Annotated in this window: 18 protein-coding genes; 4 read left to right on the top strand and 14 right to left on the bottom strand. The window is 43.5% G+C overall.

The window, feature by feature from the left end:
- Positions 1 to 254: 254 nt before the first annotated feature.
- Complete coding sequence (locus tag EP57_RS05505; RefSeq protein WP_036084891.1) at positions 255 to 1910, top strand: peptide ABC transporter substrate-binding protein; 1656 nt, start codon at positions 255 to 257, stop codon at positions 1908 to 1910.
- A gap of 273 nt (positions 1911 to 2183) precedes the next feature.
- Here the strand turns inward: EP57_RS05505 and EP57_RS05500 are convergent, their stop codons facing one another.
- Positions 2184 to 2798, bottom strand: coding sequence for an NlpC/P60 family protein (locus EP57_RS05500; RefSeq protein ID WP_052167583.1), 615 nt, complete (start codon positions 2796 to 2798; stop codon positions 2184 to 2186).
- A gap of 841 nt (positions 2799 to 3639) precedes the next feature.
- On the opposite strand from EP57_RS05500, the gene EP57_RS05495 reads away from it, so the two are divergent.
- Positions 3640 to 4458: a histidine phosphatase family protein gene (locus EP57_RS05495; protein ID WP_036084887.1), complete on the top strand. Its 819-nt coding sequence runs from the start codon at positions 3640 to 3642 to the stop codon at positions 4456 to 4458.
- 635 nt (positions 4459 to 5093) lie between these two features.
- Here the strand turns inward: EP57_RS05495 and pbpD1 are convergent.
- From pbpD1 to rhaB, 10 genes are all read right to left on the bottom strand, one after another.
- Complete coding sequence (gene pbpD1, locus EP57_RS05490; RefSeq protein ID WP_052167582.1) at positions 5094 to 6371, bottom strand: D-alanyl-D-alanine carboxypeptidase PBPD1; 1278 nt, start codon at positions 6369 to 6371, stop codon at positions 5094 to 5096.
- Positions 6372 to 6551: 180 nt separating this feature from the next.
- On the bottom strand, positions 6552 to 8252 hold the full coding sequence (locus tag EP57_RS05485; RefSeq protein ID WP_036084884.1) for a CocE/NonD family hydrolase: 1701 nt from the start codon (positions 8250 to 8252) through the stop codon (positions 6552 to 6554).
- A 98-nt stretch (positions 8253 to 8350) separates the two neighbouring features.
- Complete coding sequence (locus tag EP57_RS05480; RefSeq protein WP_036084883.1) at positions 8351 to 8728, bottom strand: DUF1761 domain-containing protein; 378 nt, start codon at positions 8726 to 8728, stop codon at positions 8351 to 8353.
- Between the two features lie 89 nt (positions 8729 to 8817).
- A complete protein-coding gene (locus EP57_RS05475; RefSeq protein WP_230910966.1) occupies positions 8818 to 9201 on the bottom strand; it encodes a cupin domain-containing protein in 384 nt (127 codons plus the stop codon).
- A gap of 542 nt (positions 9202 to 9743) precedes the next feature.
- Positions 9744 to 10898 (bottom strand): lactaldehyde reductase, encoded by a 1155-nt coding sequence (fucO, locus tag EP57_RS05470; RefSeq protein WP_036084882.1) that lies wholly within the window; start codon positions 10896 to 10898, stop codon positions 9744 to 9746.
- A complete protein-coding gene (locus tag EP57_RS05465) occupies positions 10891 to 12192 on the bottom strand; it encodes an MFS transporter (protein ID WP_036084881.1) in 1302 nt (433 codons plus the stop codon). Before EP57_RS05465 ends, fucO begins: the two co-directional genes overlap by 8 nt.
- Positions 12193 to 12210: 18 nt before the next feature.
- Positions 12211 to 12525, bottom strand: coding sequence for an L-rhamnose mutarotase (gene rhaM / locus EP57_RS05460; protein ID WP_036084880.1), 315 nt, complete (start codon positions 12523 to 12525; stop codon positions 12211 to 12213).
- Between the two features lie 61 nt (positions 12526 to 12586).
- Positions 12587 to 13417: a rhamnulose-1-phosphate aldolase gene (rhaD, locus tag EP57_RS05455; RefSeq protein ID WP_241480708.1), complete on the bottom strand. Its 831-nt coding sequence runs from the start codon at positions 13415 to 13417 to the stop codon at positions 12587 to 12589.
- Positions 13418 to 13431: 14 nt separating this feature from the next.
- A complete protein-coding gene (gene rhaA, locus EP57_RS05450; protein ID WP_036084878.1) occupies positions 13432 to 14691 on the bottom strand; it encodes an L-rhamnose isomerase in 1260 nt (419 codons plus the stop codon).
- Complete coding sequence (rhaB, locus tag EP57_RS05445) at positions 14688 to 16145, bottom strand: rhamnulokinase (RefSeq protein WP_036084877.1); 1458 nt, start codon at positions 16143 to 16145, stop codon at positions 14688 to 14690. The genes rhaA and rhaB overlap by 4 nt, the downstream gene beginning before the upstream one ends.
- Positions 16146 to 16316: 171 nt before the next feature.
- Between rhaB and EP57_RS05440 the strand changes: the two genes are divergently transcribed.
- Positions 16317 to 17081: a DeoR/GlpR family DNA-binding transcription regulator gene (locus EP57_RS05440; protein ID WP_338151740.1), complete on the top strand. Its 765-nt coding sequence runs from the start codon at positions 16317 to 16319 to the stop codon at positions 17079 to 17081.
- 68 nt (positions 17082 to 17149) lie between these two features.
- On the opposite strand, the gene EP57_RS05435 is transcribed toward EP57_RS05440, so the two are convergent.
- Positions 17150 to 19174: a MucBP domain-containing protein gene (locus EP57_RS05435; RefSeq protein WP_036084875.1), complete on the bottom strand. Its 2025-nt coding sequence runs from the start codon at positions 19172 to 19174 to the stop codon at positions 17150 to 17152.
- Between the two features lie 284 nt (positions 19175 to 19458).
- Between EP57_RS05435 and EP57_RS05430 the strand changes: the two genes are divergently transcribed.
- Entirely contained in the window at positions 19459 to 23007 is a 3549-nt protein-coding gene (locus EP57_RS05430; RefSeq protein ID WP_036084873.1) for a right-handed parallel beta-helix repeat-containing protein, read from the top strand.
- A 74-nt stretch (positions 23008 to 23081) separates the two neighbouring features.
- Here the strand turns inward: EP57_RS05430 and EP57_RS05425 are convergent, their stop codons facing one another.
- Both EP57_RS05425 and EP57_RS05420 read right to left on the bottom strand, forming a co-directional pair.
- Positions 23082 to 23468 carry a MerR family transcriptional regulator gene (locus EP57_RS05425; protein ID WP_036084871.1) on the bottom strand — a complete coding sequence of 129 codons (387 nt, stop codon included), beginning with the start codon at positions 23466 to 23468 and terminating at the stop codon, positions 23082 to 23084.
- Between the two features lie 17 nt (positions 23469 to 23485).
- Entirely contained in the window at positions 23486 to 23911 is a 426-nt protein-coding gene (locus EP57_RS05420; protein WP_036084869.1) for a hypothetical protein, read from the bottom strand.
- Between the last annotated feature and the right edge of the window lie 62 nt (positions 23912 to 23973).

The following is a 23973-nucleotide window of genomic DNA, read 5'->3' as shown; positions in this document are numbered from 1 at the left end:
CAAACATTCATCAATTTCTCATTTTACTCACAGCAGGTTTTCGCTTGCGACCGTTATTATATAACCATAAGCTAACAACAAACGATATTTCATTCTTTTCCCCCTTTTTTGAATGAGATTCGTAAAACTCCCTTTTTGACCAGTGTGGTTACTCCCTTTTCCACGCTGGTTTTTTTATGCAAATTTTAAAGTTGACTTATTTCATCGGAATACTTATAATTAACAAAAAAAGCTAGAAAAAGAGGAGGAACATCATGCATTTTACAAAAAAGGGCTGGATTGCATTATCACTTACAGGACTTGTCTTGCTGGCCGCGTGTGGCAATGACTCAGGAGAAACCAAGGACAAAGCAAGCGAACCAGTGAAATTTCTAGAAACAGGGGAACTACTCACATTAAACACGACCGCAGAAGAAGATTTCGTTAGTTTCACCGCGCAAAATCAAGTTTTTGAAGGACTTTATACATTGGATAAAAAGGACAACTTCGTGCCCGGCGTCGCTGCAAACATGCCTGAAATCAATGCCGATCAGACAGAATATACAATCAAATTACGAAAAGACGCCAAATGGTCTGACGGTTCACAAGTTACCGCCAACGATTTCGTCTACGCATGGCGCCGCGCCGTTGATCCAAAAACCGCGCCAAGTTATGCCGCTCTTTTCAAAGATTCCATCAAAAATGCCACAGAAATCCACGAAGGTAAACTGCCCGTCTCAGAGCTCGGCGTGGTCGCACCAGATGCAGCAACCTTAAAAATCACGCTGAAAAAACCAGTTCCATACTTCATCTCATTACTTTCATTCGAAACCTTCTTCCCACAAAAACAAGCATTCGTGGAGAAACAAGGCGATAAATACGGCACAGACGCCAAGCACACACTATACAACGGCCCATTCGTGATGCAAAACTGGGACGGCAACACCTCAAAAAACTGGACTTACGCGAAAAATCCAGAATACTGGGATAAAAAGAACGTAGACGTCGACAAAATATCCGTACAAGTCGCTAAAGACATCAATGCAGGCGTTAATTTATACAACACAAAAGAAGCCGACCGCGCACCACTTTCTGGCGATTTTGCTAAACAGTACAAAGACCGCGCTGACTTTTTGACCGAAAAAGATGCACTTGTTAGTTATTTGCGCTTCAATCAAAACCGTGATGGCAAAGCAACACCACTCGCAAACAACGCACTGCGCCACGCGCTCAATCTAGCAGTCGACAAAGAAGCATTAACAACTGAAATCCTAGGCGACGGATCATTCCCTGCTAACGGATTACTTCCTAAAGACTTCGTACAAAATCCGAAAACAGGCGCAGATTTCCGCACTGACAGCGGCGATCACCTCCTGTACAACAAAACCGAGGCCAGCAAATACCTCGCACAAGCAAAAAAAGAACTCGGCACAAACACCATCACACTTGAACTTCTAGGCGACGACCAAGACACGACAAAAACCATTTTTGCCTTCCTAAAAAATCAATTTGAAACGAATTTACCTGGCGTGACAATCAACCTCCAAACCATGCCCGCAAAAAGCGCAACCGAGCTAACACGATCCAGCGATTACGACATGTCGCTAGCAGCTTGGATGCCCGATTTCAAAGACCCGTGGACGTATAGCAGCCTATTCCTATCCGATTACTACAACAACAGCATGCACTACAATAGCCCGAAATACGACCAACTCGTCAAATCCACCGACACAACACTAGCAACAGACCCTTCAGCACGTTGGAACGCATTCATCGCATCTGAAAAAGTCCTATTAGACGATGGTGCCGCAATTTTGCCATTATACCAACACCAAGTCGCTGTCCTTCAAAATCCAGATATCACCGGCGTTCAAAAACACACTTTCGGCTCGCCATACAGCTACAAATTTATTCAAGTGAGCAAGAACTAAGCGATAATTAATCATAATGTTACACAATTCACATTGGATTTTAGCACAAATTCGTTATTATAAACGCATAGCTAAACAACAAGTAACTTCAGGTCATCTCCCCTTTTGGCCTGATACTTGATAGCTCTCTTTTAAAACTGGTGTGGTTAATGCCTTTTCCACACCAGTTTTTGCATGCAAAAAAGCAGAAAATCACAAAACTCCTTTATGAGATGTGATCTCTGCTTCACTCCAAATCGAGCACCATTCGCCGATTCATTATATAATCCAGATTTAGAAATTCACAACACGGCCGTAGCCTGCGATGTATTTTTTCCAGTATCCGCTTGAGATTGTGTCGTATTTTACGCCATTGTTTTGGGCATTGATCATTTTGCCGCTGCCTACGTAGATTCCAACGTGTGCGATGCCGCTTCCGTAGTTGAAGAAGACTAGATCGCCAGCTTTTAGTTGGTTAGCTTTGACTTTTGTGGAGGCGTTGTATTGCTCTTTAGCCGTCCGTGGAATGGCTTTGTTGATGGATTGTTTGAAGACATAGCTTGTGTAGCCAGAGCAGTCGAATGATGTTGGGCCAGTTGCGCCCCATTTGTATTTCTTACCTAAGTGCTTCTTTGCTTCGTTGTTAAGCGCTGTGAAAGTTTGCGCCTTGTATGGTGCTAGGCATTTTCCTGATACATATCCCACTTTACCTTTATATGTAATGCGGTACCAATTATTTGCCGTTTTTCCTGTGAAAGTGACTGTCGTTCCTGCCTTGTAGTAGCCGATAATGGCATACTTCACGCTGTCCCCTGTGCGAATATTGCTCTCTACCGTTGTCGTCATTTTGTAAGTCGTCGCTGCATTCCCAGTCTTCGGTAACACTGAAACCCCTACTGCCAGAACCATTACCAGTACCAAAAAAATAACCCCATTACGAAACTTAACTGTCAAGATTTGCACTCCCTTTTCCCCATTTGAGAAACATCATACCAACCGAACATTACAGGACTAAGTCAATCCAACGACAATCCCTTTAAATCCCGATGTTATTTTTCATCAAATTCTAATGTTCCTCACAGCAAAATTTTTTCTGCAACGTTTAATATGTACTTATAAGCTAACAACAAGCAAATAATTTTCATACTTTCCCTTAAGAATGAAAATCCCAAACTCCCTTTTTGACCATCGCGGTTACTCCCTTTTCCGCGGTGGTTTTTTAATGTTTTTTTGTTCCTTAAAATAATGTTCTCAACTCATAATCCCAACCAGCCACCAAACCTCGAGCGGAGCGACAAATGCCCAGATCCTAGGCAAAAGCGAGTACCGAAGCGGAGCGTACTATAGTACGAGAGCATCGGAACGGAACTTTTAACGACGGAGATGGGCGTTTGTCGCTTCGCTCGACCCAAACTCGCTTTTTGACCATGGTTACTCCCTTTTCCGCGATGGTTTTTTATTTGGATTTTATTAAAAAATATTACCTACCCAAAATCCTGACCAGTCACTCTACCAAAAATTTTTTAATTTTTCTATTGAAACCGTTTGCACGATGTGGTATATTAGTTTTGTTGTAAATTTCATGTATATCTTAAAAGGATTGTTACCGTTTATTCGGGCATAACCTAAGTAGAATGGGAATGGCGTATTTATGCGTTTTTCTGAATCTATTTGGGTTATTTTTTTGCATCGATTTCCGCAGCTTCCCTCAGCTGTTGAGATAAATTTTAACAAAAAAAGGAGCAGAAGAATGAAAAAGCAGATGTTAAAAATTTTAATGGTGGTTTGTGGTTTATTATTGGTCGTGGGTTGTAGTAATACGAGTACAAGCGCGGATTCAAAAGACACGGCGAAAAAAGATGGGACAGTTACTTTTTATGTAGTAAGGCACGGGAAAACAATGCTTAATACGACGGATCGTGTGCAAGGTTGGTCTGATGCAGTATTAACGCCGGCTGGGGAAGAAGTTGTAACGAATGCTGGGAAAGGTCTTAAAGACGTGAAATTCGGTTCGGCTTATAGTAGCGATAGTGGTCGCGCGATTCAGACAGCTGATATCATTTTGAAAGAAAATAAAAAATCATCTGGCACTGAACTAAAAACAGACGCTCGTTTCCGCGAGTTCAATTTTGGTAGCTACGAAGGTGATTTAAATCACAATATGTGGACAGATATTGCGAAAAGCCAAGGAAAAACACTAGAAGAATGGCAAAAAGCTGGTATTTCACCGAAAGATTTTGCGAACAGTGTAGCAGCATTGGATAAAACTCGCGTAGAAGAAGGCAGCAACTGGCCTGCGGAAGATTATGCGACAATTACAGCTCGTTTGCAAGATGGTCTAGATGACATCGCGAAAAAAGAAAGCAGAAAAGGGGATCACAATGTCCTTCTTGTATCGCATGGCTTGAGTATTGGAGCGCTTTTAGATACGATTTCTCCTGGGTATAAATTACCTGATGGCGGACTAAAAAATGCGAGTGTTACTAAAATTGAGTATAAAGATGGTAAATATACGATTAGTGATGTAAATGATATGAGTTATGTAGAGAATGGTGAGAAAGAGAAGTAAACACGTAAGATAAAGCTTGTTATCCGATAAAAAGGGGAGCAAGCTTTTTAATTTTCATTAAATTCTCATCTCGATCACAGGCTAATCTCTCATTGTCTCGTTATAATAAAGTCATAAGTTAACAAATTAAATTTTCATTCTTTCCCCTGAGAACGAAAATCCAAACTCCCTTTTTGACCAACGTGGTTTCCTCCCTTATACCCACGTTGGTTTCTTTGTTGGGACTGTTCGAACAAAGTGAGTTACAGGCCCAATATAAGCGTGAACGAAGTGATGGGTTAATCCTTACCGACTGTTCGATGCACTGAGCCACAGCCTCAATATACCTGCGAGTTTGTGAGTAGCGTTCCATCAAGGTTTGGATGCGAGTTCCAAGCGGTTCTGCTACACTAACGTTACGCTTAACTTCTTGCATGGTCGGGGATACGACTCCCTCCCTGCTTTCAGTCATCACATACACAAGTATGCTCCGCTTCCGGCTTCCACCAAACTTTTAAAATGCAAACGTTTTCGCTCGATTTGTGTGAAGCGGAGTGTACGTCTTAACCACTTTAAAAAAAATCGATATTTACTACTTGCTTTGAGTTAGAATAAGAGCCCTGTATCGAAATACGGGACTCTTATTTTACATATATTTAGTTAAACCAACCTTTGACGCCGTCCGTGATGTAATTCCAGATGCCACTGAAGAAGTCGCCGATGCTGTAGAGGGCTAGCATGAACCAGTTGGCTTTGTCGACATTGTCTTTGGTTACGACGTTGATGGTGTCTACTTTCTTGCCATCGACGTAGCCTAGTGTGTCGCCGTCTTTTAGTTGGACGGTCATTGTGCCGACTTTGGTGTCTTTTTTGACTGGGGCGCCTAGTGTTTTCTTGTCGATTGTGATTTGTTCGTTTAGTTTAGGTTCTGTGGTTGTTTTTGGTACTACTAGTTTTACTGCGTCTTTGGTCATTAGGGCCACAGTGTTTTCTTTGCCTTTGTTTACTTTGGCGGTTTCTTTGATTGTTGTGTTGGCTTTGCGGACTTCCATGACTTTGAAATTATTGAATGCGAAATCGAGCATTTTGTTTGTTTCGGTGAAGCGTGTTTTGTCGTGGGCGCTCGTTCCGCCGTTTGCGTGCATGACTACGGTGATAACGCGCATGCCGTCTTGTACTGCGGTTGCTGTGAGACATTGGCCTGCGTAATCGGTTGTTCCAGTTTTCAAGCCGTCAACGCCAGCTCGGGCGTAAATCAAGCCTGGTAGTAGCCAGTTCCAGTTCGTCATGTCGATTTGGTCGCTGGTGCCTGCGCGGAACTTCATTTTTGGAATGCTCGATGTTTTGAGCACGTCTGGGTAGTCTTGAATGATATGTTGGGCAAGTTTCGCCACGCCGCGTGCTGTCATTTGGTTCTCGTCTGTTGCGCTTCCGACTTGTTGTTTGCCTTTTAAGTCGGCGTTGTTAAGGCCTGTTACGTTGACAAATTTGTGCTCGCCGAGTTTGAGTTCGTCGGCTTTCTTGTTCATCATGTCTACGAATTTGGCTTCTGATCCTGCTATTTTTTCAGCGATGGCGATTGCTGCTCCGTTGGCGGAATAGATGGCCATGGCTTGGTAAAGTTCTTCTACTGTGTATTGCTCGCCGCGTCGTAATGGTACGTTGGATAACGAGCGGTCTTGCGAAATTTCATAAGCGTAGTCGGAAATGGTTACTTTGTCGTCCCATGCGATTTTGCCTTTGGCTACTGCTTCGGAAAGTAAGTATTCGTCCATCATTTTGGTCATGGATGCGATGCCCATCAGTTGATCTGGGTTTTTGCCGTATAAAATCTTGCCGGTGCTTTCTTCAATTGTGATGGCTGCGTTGGCGTTAACTGTTGGTGGCGCTACTGCTGCGTCCGCCGTTACTGGCCCGTGTACTAAACTACTCATTGCTAAGGTTGCTGCTAAAAAGACAACACCTATTTTCGAAAAAATTCTCACCTTACCGCTCCTTTATGTGTATCTTGTTTATTGTTTAACTTCCAAGCTCCCTTAGTTTGCCTTGAAAGATACTTTACTTTAGACATACCTTATTATTCTACCATGAATTAAATGGCTCGTATAGGAACTTTAGTCATGAATTATCGGCAGTAAAATATGGGATGGATGTGCTTCGTCGTGCAAAATGGTTTGGTTCGCAATGACACTTTCGGTTGTGTCGATAAAACTCGCGCCAGTGTTAGGGTTAGCATCGAATCGTGGGAAGTTACTGGATGAAATTTCGACACGGATGGCGTGACCTTTTAGGAAAACGTTACTTGTAGACCAAAGATTAATCGTATATTTATGCACGTTTTTTTGTACTTGATCGCCGTGTTGTTTGGACGCGCGGATGATGCCTTCTGTGAGGTTGAATGCTGTGCCATCAGGTAAGACGTCGATTAGTTTTGCGGTGAAGTCGGTGTTGATGGCGTCGGTTTTTGCCCAAAGTACGACTTCGACTGGTCCGGTTACTTCGATATTTTCGGTTAGCGGCTCGCTCGTGTAGCACAGGATGTCTTCGCGTAGCTCTAGTTCGCGCTGGTCGCGTGGCCCGTCCGCTTGAATCGCTTTGTGCAGCGTTCCACCGCCGTGTGAAGGAACAGGATTCTCAGGGGCATACGCAAAATTATCAGTGGGTTCTGTAGCTTTTGGTCGTTTGAAATCCGCGGTGCCATCGCCATTTCGTGTATTTGCATTGCCGTTACTATGGAAGTAAAGCGGCGTGAAATTCGTGTTTTCTAGTGGCCAATTCTTCGCGCCTTGCCATTTGTTGATACCCATTGTGAAAATTTGAATTGGCGCTGTGTGCGGTAGTGGCTCGCCTTTTAGCCAATGGTTAAACCACTCGATGTGGCGTGTGTGCATGTTTGCTTCGCCCCAAGCGTTGGCAGCCGTCCCGAAATCGCGGTCACCAATCATTGAGATGAAGTTGCCGTGCGTCCAAGGACCAATCACGAGTTTGTCTCCGAGACCTTGACGGTGTCCGCCTAAGAAGTTCGCAATTGTTTTGTCTAGGAAGCAGTCATACCAGCCGCCAATGTGCAGACCTGGCGTTTTTACTTTGTCGTAGTTGTCTTTGACGCTCGTATTTTTCCAATGTGGGTGGTCTAGTGGGTAGTCGAGAATTTCTGTGAAATATGGCATCGCGCCAGTGTTTTTAATTGGTGGCCAGGCGTTGATTGGCTTGTATTTGTACCATTCTTCAAGGTTATCTATGTTATTTGCTAGTTGTTCGAATGCAGCTTCACGTTCTTTCGGGTCTGTGATATGGCGCGTAATTAAATCCGGGAGAATCGATTCGATGCTCCACGATGCCCACGCACCCAATTCGAGTGTACCGTCATGGTCATTAAAGACATCCGTCATATTATTTTGAGACATCGTTGGAACAATGACTTTCAGACTCGGTGGCTCAGCCATCGCGGCTAACAATTGCGTGTAGCCGTAGTACGACAAGCCAAACATGCCAACTTTGCCGTTTGCTTGTGGCAGTTTTGCGGCCCATTCCACCGTATCATAGCCGTCATTCGCCTCATTTATGTAAGGAATGAACTCGCCTTCTGACGCATAACGCCCGCGCACATCTTGCACCACAACAATATATCCATTCTCCGCCAACACATCTGGCCGTAAAAAATGCAATCCAAAAATTTTACTGTAAGGAAGTCTTGTTAGTAAAACTGGAAACTCGCCGTCCTCATCTGGTCGATAAACATCTGCATACAACGTCACACCATCGCGCATTTTTGCGGGAACATCTTTTTCAATTTTAATTTTACAATGTTTCACGTGAAACAACCTCCTTTTAATTCTATACCTTATTGTTTCGTATATGCGCCCCAGAGTCAAGAAAAGCGCAAAAAAACCGAAGTAAATTCTACTCCAGTTTAGGCAAACAACGCAACACTTGCCGTCATAATCATAATCGTTACTAATTTGTAACTTTCATTTATTAAAATCAGTCGGAATGGCTTCATTTCGAACATGTAGTTCTTAATTGCGGACAGGATTGCGATGCCTGCAATGAGAAGTCCGCCGAGATAAACCCCAAGGTCCAAATGAATTAAGACGAAGCTAACGAGTAAGGCTACTGCCATTTCCACGACGACCGTTACGATCATTGAGGCCATGGGTGAGCTTTTCTGCACGGTTTCCTCGCTTATTCCGACTGCTTTCATCCACATCTTTCCGAAAAATACGGTGTACCATAAAGCCCCGACCGCGAATGCTACGAGACCAGCTAATAATGCAATAATGATGTTCATAAAATATCCCCCTTCTTTGTGCCAAATCTAATCGTAGCACATTCAGAGGATATTTAACACTGTATGAGTTGATTATATACTATACATAACTATTCCAGTTCGTGCAAAATTAAATCTAGCGGCACTGGTCCAGCAATGCCAATAAAGACGAAATCGGTTGTGCCCGTGTTCTTCATGCCATGTTTTTCACCTGGTCTAGCGACACAAATCATACCTTTGGAAATCTCAACGGATTCGCCACATTCAGGGTAGTATGTGCCAGAATCGCCTTCGATACAGATCCAAATATCGTCTGCCTGTTTATGAGAATGAAAATAAAGTTCTTGTCCTGGTTTTAAACACCAAACCGCCCCTACTGTTTGCCCTGTTTCGTAAAAAACGGTTTTCTTCGCCTGCTCATTATCGAAAGACTTGATTTCATTTACATCAAAAATACGTTCTTTGTAATCTTGTACTTTTTTCGCAAACATCATTTGTTACAACTCCTCTCGAATTTGTGAATGTTATCACAATATTTATTTTACATCGACTCGGAGGAGAAAGCTTTGTTCTTTTCTGCTAGTTTTGTAGTGGGGATTTATCTAAAGGGTCTAAAAATACGTGTGAACTGGGGTGAATTGTCAGACGATATGGCTAGGTGCGCGATTTTTTTGTGTATTTTCGCTAAATGAGAAGGCCCACAAGGTCTTTTTTTCGGGTAAGACGTATTTTTCGCTATACACAAATCGTGATAGAGCGTTTGGTAAAGAAGTTTGGCGTCGAACAGGCTTTAAGGATTAACCCCTCGCTTTGCTCACGCTTATATTGGGACTGTAATTCACTTTGTTCATACAGGCCCAACAAAAACACCGTCCCCATCTCACTAAGGGGCGGTGTTTTCGCAAAGAGAGGTATGAAAAAAGGTGAGAAACATTGCAGTGACCCAAAAGGGAGTTAAGGAGTCACTGCTGTTATCTACTATATTTATCTTAACGGACAGACATGAATTTTATAAGATGAAAGTGTGAAATTTTTGTTAATAAAGTAGTGATCGGTATAGCTCTTGGATTTCTGTCGTGTTTGCTGGGCGCGGATTGCCTCCTGTGCAGACGTCTGCGAGGGCATCTTTGGACAGGGCTTCGATGTCTTGTTCTTTGACGCCGACTTCGCTTAGTGTCGCTGGGATGCCAACGTCTTTGGAAAGCTGGGAAACTGCGTCGATAGCTGCTTTTCGGGCTTCTTCGATGGGCATTGTTTCGGTATTCGGAACGCCCATGGCTCGCGCGATATCGCGGTATTTATCGCCGGTGTGTGCTGCGTTATAGGCCATGACTGTCGGCAGGATGATCGCGTTTGCGACGCCGTGCGGGGTGTCATACCAAGCGCCGAGTGGGTGCGCCATGCCGTGTACTAGCCCTAGGCCAACATTGGAGAATCCCATTCCCGCGATGTACTGACCTAATGCCATTTTTTCGCGGCCAGCGGGGTCTTCGTTCACTGAATCACGTAAGGAACCAGCAATGATTTCGATGGCTTTTATGTGTAGCATGTCCGTCATTTCCCAAGCTGCGTTCGTGATGTAGCCTTCGATAGCGTGTGTTAGCGCGTCCATTCCTGTTGCCGCACAGAGCGATTTTGGCATGGACATCATCATGTCGCTATCGACGAACGCCACAAGCGGGATATCGTTAGGGTCTACACAAACGAACTTGCGCTGCTGCTCTTCATCCGTGATAACGTAGTTAATCGTGACTTCTGCTGCCGTTCCTGATGTTGTCGGCACTGCAAAAATTGGTACGCAAGGCTCCGTCGTATTTGCTACACCTTCCAAGCTCCGCACATCGGCAAAGCTTGGATTTGTCGCGATAATTCCGATTGCTTTCGCGGTATCAATCGGGGACCCACCGCCAATTGCGATGATGTAGTCCGCGCCTGATTCGTGGAAAGCCGCCAGTCCTGATTTTACAACTGCAATCGTTGGGTTCGGAACGGAGCCGTCAAAAATGTCGTATGGCACTGACTCTGCGTCAAGTAGTGCCGTGACTTTTGCGACGATGCCGTGTTCTACTAGCGGTCGATCTGTGACGATAAATGCTTTTTGAAAAGCTGATTTTTGCGCTTCTTCGGTGATTTTTTCGATGCAACCAGCGCCGAAATATGAAGTTTGGTTTAAAATCATTCTGTTATACATTGAATTCTTCCTCCTCGATGATCTTGTCTTCTTTACCATAGCGTTCTTCTTCAATTTCTTTCAATGTTTTGCCGCGTGTTTCAGGGGCTAGGACAAGGCCGATAATTAGGTGGATAATTAGGAAAGCAATCATGACCATTCCTGCTGCTTTGAATCCTAGGAACGTGATCATTGCTGGGACGACGAGCGAAATCAAGCCGACACCAATCCGTACTGATCCGAACATGAGCCCTTGCACCATCGCCCGATATTGTGTTTTGAAAAGTTCGCCAGCCCATAATCCGTAAAATGCTTGTGCGCCAAATCCGGCGGCAACGCCCCATAAGATGATGAATAGTAGTAGTTCTGTCATTCCCATGGAACCAAATGTTAGGATTGCCCAAGCGACGATTCCCATGACTGCACCGATACCGAATAGTAGTTTGCGGTTGACTTTGTCGCCTAGTTTAATGAATACGAAGAATGTGGATAGAATCGTGAATACCCATAGCGTACCTTGCAAAAGATTGGCGTGTGCTGAGGATAGTCCGCCGACAACTTGGTAAATGTATGGCATGAAGTAACCCATGACGCCAGCTACTAAGTTCCAGAAGAAATAGATTCCCATGACTAAAATAATAGCAGTTCGGTTAGCTTTGATTGTAAATAGTTCCTTGATGGAAACTTTTTTGCCCTTATTTTCAAGTTTTGCGTCTTCTTTTTTCTGATCGACCCATACGGCTGATTCACTGATTTGTTGTTGCATTACCCAAGTGATTAAAGCGATTACAAACAGCATCCCAAAAATAATTCGGCTTCCGAGTAGACCAAGTGGTGCTAGTAAAACGGCTAGAAATAGCATTACTGCGGGTCCTACTGACCAAGCGAGTTGCCCGTAACCGACGTGTGCGGCCCTGTTTTTTGCTGGGGCTTCTTCGGCGATGTATGTCCAAGCTGCTGGAATCGCGGCTCCAACGGCAATCCCTGTTACGATATAGCCTGTTAGCAACATACCGAAGTTCATTGACAGCGCTATCAATAAAACACCAATCATGTAAACGATTAAATCATATTTGTAGATGAATTTACGACCGTACTTATCTACGAGTGCTCCACCGATAAAGGCGCCGACTGCGGAACCAAATCCATTCGCACTAACCGCTCCGAGTAGTCCTACCGATGCATCCGATAAGTTTAAGTAATTGACCCATAATGTCAAACCGCCTGCCCCTGCAACTATGGAACCTGCTTCCAAGAAATTCGACATCGACACAGTTAGAGTTGCTTTTAAACTTCCCTTTTTCGCGTTTGCCATGTTTTTTCCTCCTTTTAATTATGCAAGATAGAAAACTTCTGTTAAATTTTTTGAGACTGGACTGTTGTCGCTGTTCGTGTCCATCAGCGGTTCCATGTATGCCCACCATTTTTTGCAAATGTCTGTCGATGCTATTTTCTCGTATTTTTCTTTATTTTCAACTTCTAAGTATGCGAACAGAACGTGTGTATTATCATCGAGGAAAATCGAATAATTCTGTGCGCCATGGGCTTTTAATGCTTGCTCCATTTCTGGCCATAAATCGTCGTGCCGCGCTTTGTATTCTTCGGCAAAACCATCTTTTAAGTACATGATTGATGCGATTCTTTCCATTTTGCTGTCTCCTCCTTTTATTTTGCGGGGAAACTTGGACTGTGCTTCCCCGCTTGTTTGCTTACTTCACGCCAACTTGTAGGTATCCAGATTTTGCGGTAACACCAAATGCGTCCGCCAAATCTTGTAGTTGTTGATCGGTGATTGTTTGTTTTACGCCGCCTTGTGCTTGAACAAGTGTGTAGACTTCTGCCGCTTTTTCAGCCGTTTCAATCAAGCCAAACACTTCGTCCATCGAACTTCCAGCACCAAAAATACCGTGATGTGGCCAAATGACCAATCGGAAATCGCGCATTTTCGCAGCTGTTGCCATGCCAATCGCGTCTGTTCCAGGAACCATCCATGGCAAAATGCCAACACCTTCTGGGAAAACGACGATACATTCTGTGCACATTTGCCATAAAGTACGTGTGAAATCGCGTTCTTCTAGGGAATGCGTGAATGTCATCGCGATAATATTTGTTGCATGATTATGCATAATAATACGGTGATTCGGATCGATTTTTAGTCGTTCGATATGACTCATGAAATGGGCTGGTAGCTCGCTTGTTGGCACGCCGCCATCTGTGAAGCCCCATAATAGTTCAACGCTTGTACCCGTTTGCGCGACACGGATAATGCCGAGGTTTACATCTGGTTCATCGATGACATTTTTAAAGTATTTTCCGGAACCTGTCACGATAAAATATTTTCCTGCCAGTTCGGTTGCGTCGAAAATCATTGGTATTGTGCGGATAACTTGATTTGGATTGATAAACTCGCTCACTTCTTGTTCTGTCAGCAAATAACTAATGTTCCCGCCGTTTCGTTCATCCCAGCCAAGGCGATATAGATTTGCCGTTACTTTCATCATTTCTTGTACGAATGGTGCTTTTATTACTTCATTCATCACTTTTTGCCCCCTTATTAACGTTTCAACAATGTATTTTCTTCATATTTCTTCACTTCTTCTAACCACGCTTCACGAACTGGCACGTTTTGTGCTTCGCAATAGTAATCCCAAACCGCGGCAAACGGGAAGTCTTTCAGTTCTTCTGTTAGCGCCAAACGTGTTGTGTAGTCGCCTTCTAGCTCGATTTTTTTCAAGTATTCGGTTGGTTCAAGCATTGCTTTTAGTAGCGCTTTAATCGTATTGCGTGTGCCGATAACCCATGCTGCGACGCGGTTAATCGTGGCATCGAAGAAATCCAAGCCGATATTCGTTTTGCCGAGTAGATCATTGCGAACTAGCTCGCGGCCGATTTCCTGCAACTCGTCATCCATAATCACCACATGGTCGCTATCCCAACGCACCGGACGACTCACGTGTAGCAAAATACCATCACTAAACAGCGACAAGGAAGACAACTTGTTCGAAATTACTTCTGTCGGGTGGAAATGGCCCGCATCGAGGCACACCAGCTTGTTACGCGTAATGCCATACCCCATATAAAATTCGTGCGAACCCACCGTATACGCTTCTGCGCCAAGCCCAAACAACTTACTTTCCACCGCATCCAGCGTATATTTCTTGTCCAAATCTTCCGCGAAAATCTCATCCAGCGATTCCATCAAACGCTTACGTGGCGCCAAACGATCAATCGGATTATCTTTAAAACCATCAGGAACCCAAAAATTATTGACCGATGTTTGTCCTAATTCTTCACCAAAATACGCCGCAACTTTCCGTGCTCGTTTGCCGTGTTCAATCCAGAAATCACGAATTTTCTTATCTGGATGGCTCAGCGTGAATCCATCTTCGGAATTCGGATGCGAGAAGAACGTCGGGTTAAAATCTAGTCCTAATCCTTGCTCTTTCGCCCATGCAACCCATTTTTCATAATGTTTTGGCTCGATTTCGTCAAGGTCAATTTTTTCGTCTGTATCAATATACATCGCGTGCAAATTCACTTTATGTTTGCCGGGAATGAGTGAAAAAGCTTTTTCTAAATCAGCGCGTAATTGTTCTGGTGTATGCGCTGCACCTGGGTAGTTTCCCGTCACCGAAATGCCGCCAGTCAGCTCTTGATCTGGGTTCATGAAGCCTGCAACGTCATCGCCTTGCCAGCAATGCATGGAGATTTTGATGTCGGCTAATTTTTTCAAAACATCGTCTGTGTTTACGCCGTATTTCGCATAGGCCGCCTTGGCCCACTCGTATTGTTGCTGTAATTGTTCGTTACTCATTTTAAAACGCCTCCTGAAATGGTTTCGTATTTTGCCTTTATTATCGAAAAATTGGTGCTATTACTTGGTTTATATGTAGTTATTGGAACGGATTGGCGAATGATTTCTCGGATTTCCGTCATATTTCGCGCCTCGCCACTCGCAATGAACTGTACCGCCAAATTCCCAAGACCTGTAGCTTCCGTCGGACCCGCGTGAACCATAATCCCCGTCAAATCCGCCGTCAATTGGTTCAGCATCGCGATGTTCGCGCCACCACCAATGATGTGTAGATGCCGTATCGTTTTCCCCGTCAACGCTTGCAATTGCTCGATTTGCAGCGCGTATTGAACCGCCAAACTATCATAAATAACGCGCGCCAATTTTCCCGGTGTTTGTGGGATTTCTTGGTTTGTCTCCGCGCAATAAGCTTGAATCTCGGCAATCATGTTTTCCGGGTTTAGGAATCGATTGTCATCGACGGGAATCAGCACCGCAAAAGGTTCTTCGTGTGCCGCTAATTCGGCGAGTTCTGCATAACTATACGCATAATCTTGCATCCTCGCGACTTCCTGAATGAGCCACAATCCCATGATATTTTTCAAAAAGCGGAAAGTATCGTAGGCGCCCCACTCGTTCGTGTAATTCGCCGCAAAAGCCTCTCGCGTATTAATCGGATTCGGCAATTCCGCGCCCAACAAAGACCACGTCCCGCTCGACAAAAACGCCCAATCATCGCCAACACCTGGCGCACCAAGCACCGCCGAAGCCGTGTCATGCGTCGCAATGACCACCACATCACAATCCGGCAAATCATATTTCTCATGTAAATCGCGACTAACCTTCCCAAGCAACTGTCCCGGTTTCGCAAACGACGCAAACTGCCCCGCAGCCAATCCCACAACATCCAACAATTCTCCGTCAAATTTCCGCGTACAAAGATTCAACATCTGCGTAGAAGAAGCATTCGTCACTTCCGTCACGCGCTGCCCAGTCAACAAATATCCCAAATAATCAGGCACCATCATCACGCTCTCTGCCTGCCTCTTAAGCTCCGCATCCTCCACAAACAACTGATACAACGAATTAAACTGCAAAAACTGAATCCCCGTCTTCTCGTATATATCCGCGGCAGGAACCCGCTTCAAAACAGCATCCATCGCCTGATCCGTCCGTGCATCACGATAACTTACTACCTCGTGTAACCGCTTTCCTCCAGGACCCACTAAACAATAATCCACCGCCCACGTATCAATCCCAAGCGTACAGCTCGCCACACCAGACTGCTTCAACTTCTCAAGTCCAACAAGAATATTTGTGAATATATGATCAATATCCCATAAATCGACACCATCGACCTGCGAAAATCCATTTTTGAAACGGTGCACTTCCGTCAGCGCTATTTTCCCATCAACCAGCTCACCTAACAACAAGCGGCCACTTGAAGCGCCAACATCCACAGCTACATGTTTCATTCTCCAAACCTCCTTCATGTCTTTCATTTATAAGACAAGAATAAACCAAAACAAACATTAAGTCAACATTTTTATTTGTATTTATGTTGTTTTCTATTGTTTTGTGTGAGGTTCATTATAAAACTTGCTTGTAAATATTTCTTTGTTTACAATAAAGAAGACAAGGATGTGATGAAATTGCTAGCTTTTGAGCGAAAAGATAAGATACTATCGGAAATCAAGAAAAATAAAAAAGTTCACGTCTCCCAACTTGCCAAAACATTCAACGTATCAGAAGAAACGATTCGCCGTGATTTGGACAAACTGGAGAAAGAAGGCATTGTCGACCGTAGCTATGGCGGCGCAACACTCAGTCAACACACCAACGAAGACCTCCCATATGCCACAAGAAACATCATCAATGTCGAAGAAAAGAAAAACATCGCAACAAAAACAACATCATTAATCAAAGCCGGTGACTCATTAATCGCCGACACAAGCTCTACTGTTTTCGAGTCCCTCAGCCTTCTAGCGCGCGAGAAAGAGAATCTCACCATCATTACTAACTCCATCACAGCCGTGGACCTGCTCTCTAATTTCAAAGTCCACCTCATTCTCACAGGCGGCACACTGCGCACGAAATCCAACTCACTTGTTGGTTCAGACGCCGCCAACACAATTAGCCGCTACTACGTCGATTACGCGATTATAAGCTGCAAGGGGCTCTCCATGGAAAACGGCATCACCGACTCCAACGAACCCGAAGCCGAAGTCAAAAACCACATGTTAAGACGCGCCAACAAAGTCATCCTAGTAGCCGACTCCTCCAAATTCGACAGAAACGCATTCATCAAAATCGTCGATATTTCGGAAATTGACTACTTGATTACAGACAAGGAACCATCACACGAATGGCAACAGTTTTTGAAAGAAAAAGATGTGACATTGATTTATTAGGCATAAAAATAATACTAAGACTATTAGACGGGATAGGACCCTATCTAATAATCTTAGTATTTCTTTTGCTACATTTTTCTCCAACGATATGCGGTCGTCAAGATAAGAAGTCCACCACCTACGAACCACCAATCATTTTCTTGATCGCCCGTATGAGGTAAAATTTTTGTCTCTGTATCCTCGTCCTTACTTCGAATCTCTGTTTGCAAAGATACCACTGATGGAACTGTTTCTTTTAACCTGCTTGTTGGATCTGGATCTTGAGGCTCTCTAGGTGCAACTAATGAGAATGGTGTCTTTGCTTCTCCTATAGCTTGATATATGAAGGTAACGTGTTGGGAATCAGCTGTATACTTCCCTTTAGTTTGCCCTATTACTTGTAGGACATCATAGCCCTTAATAACTTTTGGTGTTGCTTCATAATTCGTTCCTTCTAAGCCAATTAAACGTGTCTCTGGATGCAGTGTTTTTCCATCTTTGCTCTCGTAGTTAATAATAACTGGTTTTCCTTCCAACCGAACATACTGATAAGTCACAGTTTGAGGAGTCAAAGTAAATGTTCCTGCCGCATTTAGGGGTGAGCTAACCAAGGCATAATGCGCAATATCAATGGCTTTTGTATGATATGCTGTATCAAACGCTCCTTCTAAAAATGTATCTGGCTTCAACTGTTTTCCTTGGTCGTCTAAGTATTGCACAGTAATTGGCGCTCCTTGCTCAGCCTTATACAAAAAAGTAACCGTTTGTGTTTTATCTATGAAGGTACCTTGTTGGTTCTCTGGTTTTTCTATCAATGTATATCCTGGTATCCCTTTTTCTTCTGCCATATACTGCTCGTCTAATTTACCTTGTAGTGTTTCACCTGGCGCGATTATTTTGCCTGTAGTACTTCTATACTCAATCGTCACGGGAGATGCGTCTACTTTGTCGTACACGAAAGTGATGGTTTGTGGTCTTTCTGTGTAGGTACCCATACGATTCTCTGGTGTTCGAACTAGCGTGTAAGTAGGAATATCTTTGGCCGCCGCCGTATAATTGGTGCTATATTCGCCGGTTAACGTTTCATCATCGGCAATGGATTCCCCCTTAGTGTCCACATAACGAACCGTGACCGGCGCTGCTTCTACGACTTCAAACGGAATCGTGACACGACCACTATTATATGAAATTCCTTTTCCATTCTTCTCTCTATATATGAAACTTACGCTTCCCGTTCTTTGCGTAGGGGATATAGGCCACCTAAATTGATTGCCCTCCTCTTGATAAACCCCATCGTCATTTATTGAATCTGGTGCTAATATGGATCCTTTCGTAGACAACACCGGATTCGAAAAGATAAAGTGAGATGCTCCCGTTTTTTGCACAGGTAGTGTCACTTCTTGGCCAGATGTGTCGATAATGTTACTTTCCCAATCTAACATACTGACATCTAAAATACGATTCTTTACAAGTTCAATGTCTGCGTTATGAGTGTTAGCAAGCGGGGAAGCATCTGAGATGTTATTGTAGCCCAATGATACAAACTTCAAGGTAGAAGATACGTTTCTCGCAAATTCGGCACTTTGAATTTGATTTCTACCAAACCATATCCAATTCAACTGTGTCAGTTTCGATAAATCTGGAACTTCTCGAATCGCACACCAATCCATGATGATCCTTTGCAACCCTGTCATCGTGGCCAACGATTGAACATCCGTCAAATTATGGTTTCCTGTCATAATGATTATTTGAAGTTTAGAAAGATTTGCGAGCGGTGTAATATCTTGTATATCGTTTGCAGTAGCATAAAAATAGGTTAGATTCACTGCATACTGTAATCCTTCAAGACTTTTAACATCACTATACCCAATATTTATTTTCTTTACTTTCTTCATCGCTTCTTGCGTAATTGGAGTAGTTCCGTACACTCCTGTCTCCACGCGTACTTCTCGTTCCACCGTTTTATCAGGAAAAGTTACAATCTTGTCCTCTGCTCCGACTGTCGTGTCCGCAATTGCTACTGGCGATGATGTCGAGAATGGAAATGCCAATAAAAGGCCTGCCACCACCATACCTATTCCCAGCCGTATTCTATGTTGCTTTCTCTTGTTCATCCAATATTGCCTCCTTTTCTATGGAGCTTGAAGTAACTCCATTTGTTGTTAAGCATCACTCATATCACAAATCGGCCTACAATAAGATTTGACCTCAGTATAGCATGCTACTCGCTACGATTCGATAGCGTTTCCATTAAAAGTGTGATTTTTTTCGTCTATATGTGTCTATTTTTTGAATTTTACTCATTTAGAACCATTTTTTTGTATTTATATGCTATAGTGAATGCACTGAAAATAGTGTTTACTGCTTTTTCAGATATTAACTAAGGAGGCGTATGCCCATGTCCACACGCATTATTGAAACACCGATTACTTCCCTTTCTGAACTTGAAAGCTTTACCACTATTCAAGCCCGCTACATTGAGCCTTTATCCAAAGATATTGATTGGTTACCCGCCCTCGTCAATATCGTATCACCGAAAGACAAAACAGGAAACTATATTCCCATTGAAAATATAGTGCTAGAAAATATTGTTTTTGACCTTAACAAAAGTAGTCACTATGGGCTTCGGCTTGTCGGCTGTCGCAACATCACAATTAGAAATTGCGTGTTTAAAGGCTATGCTTTCAATCAAAACCAAGTATTCGAAAATATGGCTACAGAGAGTACCTTATATATTAGTGATTGCCAGAATATCATGATTGAGGCATGTCACTTTGTCAACAACGATTCCGGTAAGCCGCTAGAAGTAAATGATTATCAACCCCGCCAACTCAATCGATGTATCACCCTAGAAGGCTATACTACCGCCAACGTAACGATTCAAAATAACCATTTCGGTCCCTCCCCTTCTGGTACGCCTAAACCCGCGATAATCTCCCAAGAAGAATGGGCGGTAGATCAACAACAGCCTATTGTTCAAGGCATTACCTGTGTCGGTTACGCTTTAATTGAAAGCGATTTCATAATTAAGGGGAATACTTTCAAAAACGCGATAGACAATGCCTTGTATCTAACTGCTTGTCATGGCGCAACAATCCAAGACAATACCTTCCAAGAAATCGAAGAAGCCATCGTATTATACGGTTCCGCGAATACAATAGATGAAGCACTAGCTACAGGCTCCTTCACCATCTCAAAGAATCGTTTCTACAATATCTCCAACACTATCCTAGGCATCAGCGGTAATATTCAAAACGGAAAAAACTTCCGATACACGAAAAAAATCGATTTCTGCGCCAATATAATTAATCAGAAATACCAGCGAGACAGCTCCCTACCAGGTGAAAAAGGCACGCCTATTTTCTTCCGTTCTGCGCAAAATCAACTAGGGGAGCCAGAATCTTATAAAGTCCTCACTCTTAACGTTCAGGCTAATGCATTCACGTCACTTCATCGGGATTTTCATGTGTTTCATTTTGGCAATATCGGGGTACTTCATTTTGATGATAATCAACTGGATGGGGATATTAACACAGCGAACCAACGCGCCTTCTTTTTCTGTCGGATGAACCAGCCACTCTCCCCAGGATCAACCATTCGAAATAACCGCATTCGTAAGAAAAAAGATCCGTATACGCATCAACCTATGTTACCGTTTGCGTTTGAGAATACTATTTTGGCGTATACTCCAGGACTTACACCAGCAGATATCCTGCAACATGTCCGGCCAACCGAAACATTTGCGACTTACTACCCGTTACATGAAGGAGATACGACTTTTCAATGGAATGAGTGGGACTCTGTCAAATGGCGTTCTGTATATCAAGGAGCAACATCGCTCACCTCTCATCAAGTGCATGCGGAGCGTTACGAAGCAACATCCCCAACCCCACTTCAGGCAGGACAAACGATACGTTATTTCTCTACGTATACACCCGTCAGTAGTGTCCCTCCCTTTTATACCGAAGATTATGTGTGTCAGGTTTATGCAAAAGGGCTAGTGGCGCAAGACTTCACGCTGGGACAAGACTGGCTACAAGGCACCTGGTTACGGGCGGAACCTTTCACAACAATTCGCCTCGTGATTGATGGAAAGCCATTACAAGAAGTAAAAGCAACACCTGCTCCCGACGGCACATATGATTTCCGCTACTATATGAAAAACCAGCTAACAAGTGAAAACGAAGATGTTCGCCTTCAAGCATTAGGTAAGAAAAATAGTAATTCAGACACCCCTCTGATTCTTGATGAAATTCGTATTCCCATACTTCAAAAAGGACTTTTAACAAGTCATAGCTACCATCAAGAAGATACCACCCTACTCGTCCACGTCACAGAAAACCGGCAACAAGTGTATGCCTTACATAGCTTAGTGAACGAAAAAGTGGTCGCATCTGTTGTGCTTAGTAACGAATCTTCTTTTTATTATCCTGTTCCACCAAAGCTGACACATCAAGATAGTTGGGTAATAGAGGCACATAATATCTACGGAGATGTAGTCGCAAAGTGGACACCGCCTGCTTCTACTGGTGAAGTATGGACCGATATTCCAAGCTATACATTGGACACAAAACCAATTCTTTCCTTAGGTTATGACGGTGAAAAAGTGCATAGCATTCAAATCACGGTTAATCAGGTTCTGATAGCTACAGTGACTTCTTTGCCCTATGCTGCTACAAAAAATGTTCTGTCCTTAGATCTTCGTAAACATGTAAAATCTATTAAAGACCAGGTTCAAATGATTGCATTGGATGAACAGCTACAACCACTTGATAGTATGGATATTCCCATTATATATAACGGACTAGTATTAGAGACCGCGCGCCGACAAACAGATTCATCACAGGTTATCGTCCAAGGACAGCTGGATCTAACACTTGTTCCTGACACAGACTTTCAACGCCCCGCCACACTGGAACAGTGGGCTAAATGCTTTCAGGCGACTATTCTTTCACATACACTCTCCGTCCGTGTAATTAAAATGGAACAGCAACCATCCAGCACGAACGAAATCTACCTATTCACATTGTCCGTAGAAGAATCGAATGCTTCTATTCCTGTCACAAAGCTTCATATAGAACTGCAACACGCACTTGGCTTCCCAATGATGCATGCCGAAACTACCGTCTACATGCCTATTTTGAAAGCCATCCAGCCTTTCACTATCCAGCAAAGCCGTTTTATAACAGGGTCTTTCGATACAACGTTTCGAGCACACCTTACTGGAAAAATAGCCCTACAACTTCGTATAGATGGTGTCTTACAAGGCTCTCCAGCTTACTGGGATGCGGCGCAATTAGACTGGCAACATTACGCGAAAAGCTGGATTACTTTTTCAAAGCAACATGTAGAGCTACTTGTTTATCATGGAAACACAGTGATTGACTGTCGACCCGTCCCATTATACACCTACGCCATAAAATCCGTTTCCACCCTACAACTAGGCAAAACACAACAACTAATCATAATCCTTGCTAAATCTGCTGAATCGTTAACTGGGCTTACGTTATATCGAAATAATCAATTCCACTCTGGCATAGGAGGCGCTTTAAACTCTGCGCTAGAAGAAAAATCACTCACTTTTTACGTCAATGCGACTGATTTTACGCTTAGCGATGTCCTTTCTCTACGAGCCTATATTTCTGGTCGTTTAGTACACGAAATTCCTTTACCAGTAGAAGTTCCTCTTTTTCAATCTGCGGTGTATTCATTAGGGACTACAGATGTTACAGGCACATATCAACAGCATACTAAATCAGAGTGGCAATTGAAATTACTAGCGATTCAGATTGATGACGCTCCAGTTTTAAGCAAAGTTCCTCCACTCACGTCCACTACCTTTAAATACTACGCAAAAGGTAAAATTGATGCTACAAGCAATGTTTATGTATGCGGTTACAATACAGTGGGAGAACTTCTGCAAAAATTTCTTGTTACATTGATATAGACGAAAGAAAAGAGGCCAGCAAGGATAACAAATTTGCTAGTCTCTTTGGATTATTCAGATTCAGTTAATACTATTCATGAATCAAAATCCTTCAATTTCTCCTCCGCCGGAACCATATGACCTCGATAATTCTCTATCTTAAAATCAAGCCGTTCCAACGCTTCTTGCATCACATCAATCCGGTCTTTCAACTCATTTCGCTGTTCTTTCAACAAGTTGATCCGCGTATCAATCGTAGCGTCACCCATCCGAAACAGCGCCAAATACTCAATCAACGCTTCCACAGAAAGCCCCGCATGGCGCATATGTCGGCTAAATTCCAACCAGCGCAAGTCCTCATCATCAATCTGCCGCACGCCATTATGATTTCGCTCAATCGGTGGAACTAAACCAATCCGTTCATAATAGCGAATCGTATCGGCCGAAACCCCTGTGCGTTCACTCGCTTCTTTTATATTCAATGGTATTCTCAGCTCCTTTACAAACTATTATGCAACACAACAATACCTTTTGTCTTCGGATTATGCATTTCTTCCGTCAAATAACGCGCGGCCTCTTTACCAATCGTCGTTGAATAATCGATGAACGGCAACTCGCTCACTTGCTTCCACCCGTTCTTCTCACGCTTCAAATAAACCGGTATCGACACATCCGCGCCATCCTTATACGTAAACTGATAAATCATGATGTCCTCTTTCTCTAAAGCCGCAAAATAGTAAGCGCCATCATTCTGAATCGCTTCCAACGACAAATTCGGTGAATGCTTCGGAATCTCCTCTTTTACTATCGCGAGCGCCGCTTCATTCGGCTCCATTTCCAGACGTACATCACTATCCGCCTCCGCGCTGCAGCCCACTAATAGGAACATTGCTAGTACAACAAATAGCCAACCTTTTCGTTTCATGCCCTACCTCCCGTAAATCTCTTTTGCAATATTAAATGCTGGTCACGCCCAGCCGTCTGTTT

The organism is Listeria booriae, from assembly GCF_000766865.1.
GTDB classification, from domain to species: domain Bacteria; phylum Bacillota; class Bacilli; order Lactobacillales; family Listeriaceae; genus Listeria_A; species Listeria_A booriae.
The sequence above is the reverse complement of the archived record's forward strand: the minus strand, read 5'-3'. Positions and strand labels throughout refer to the sequence as shown.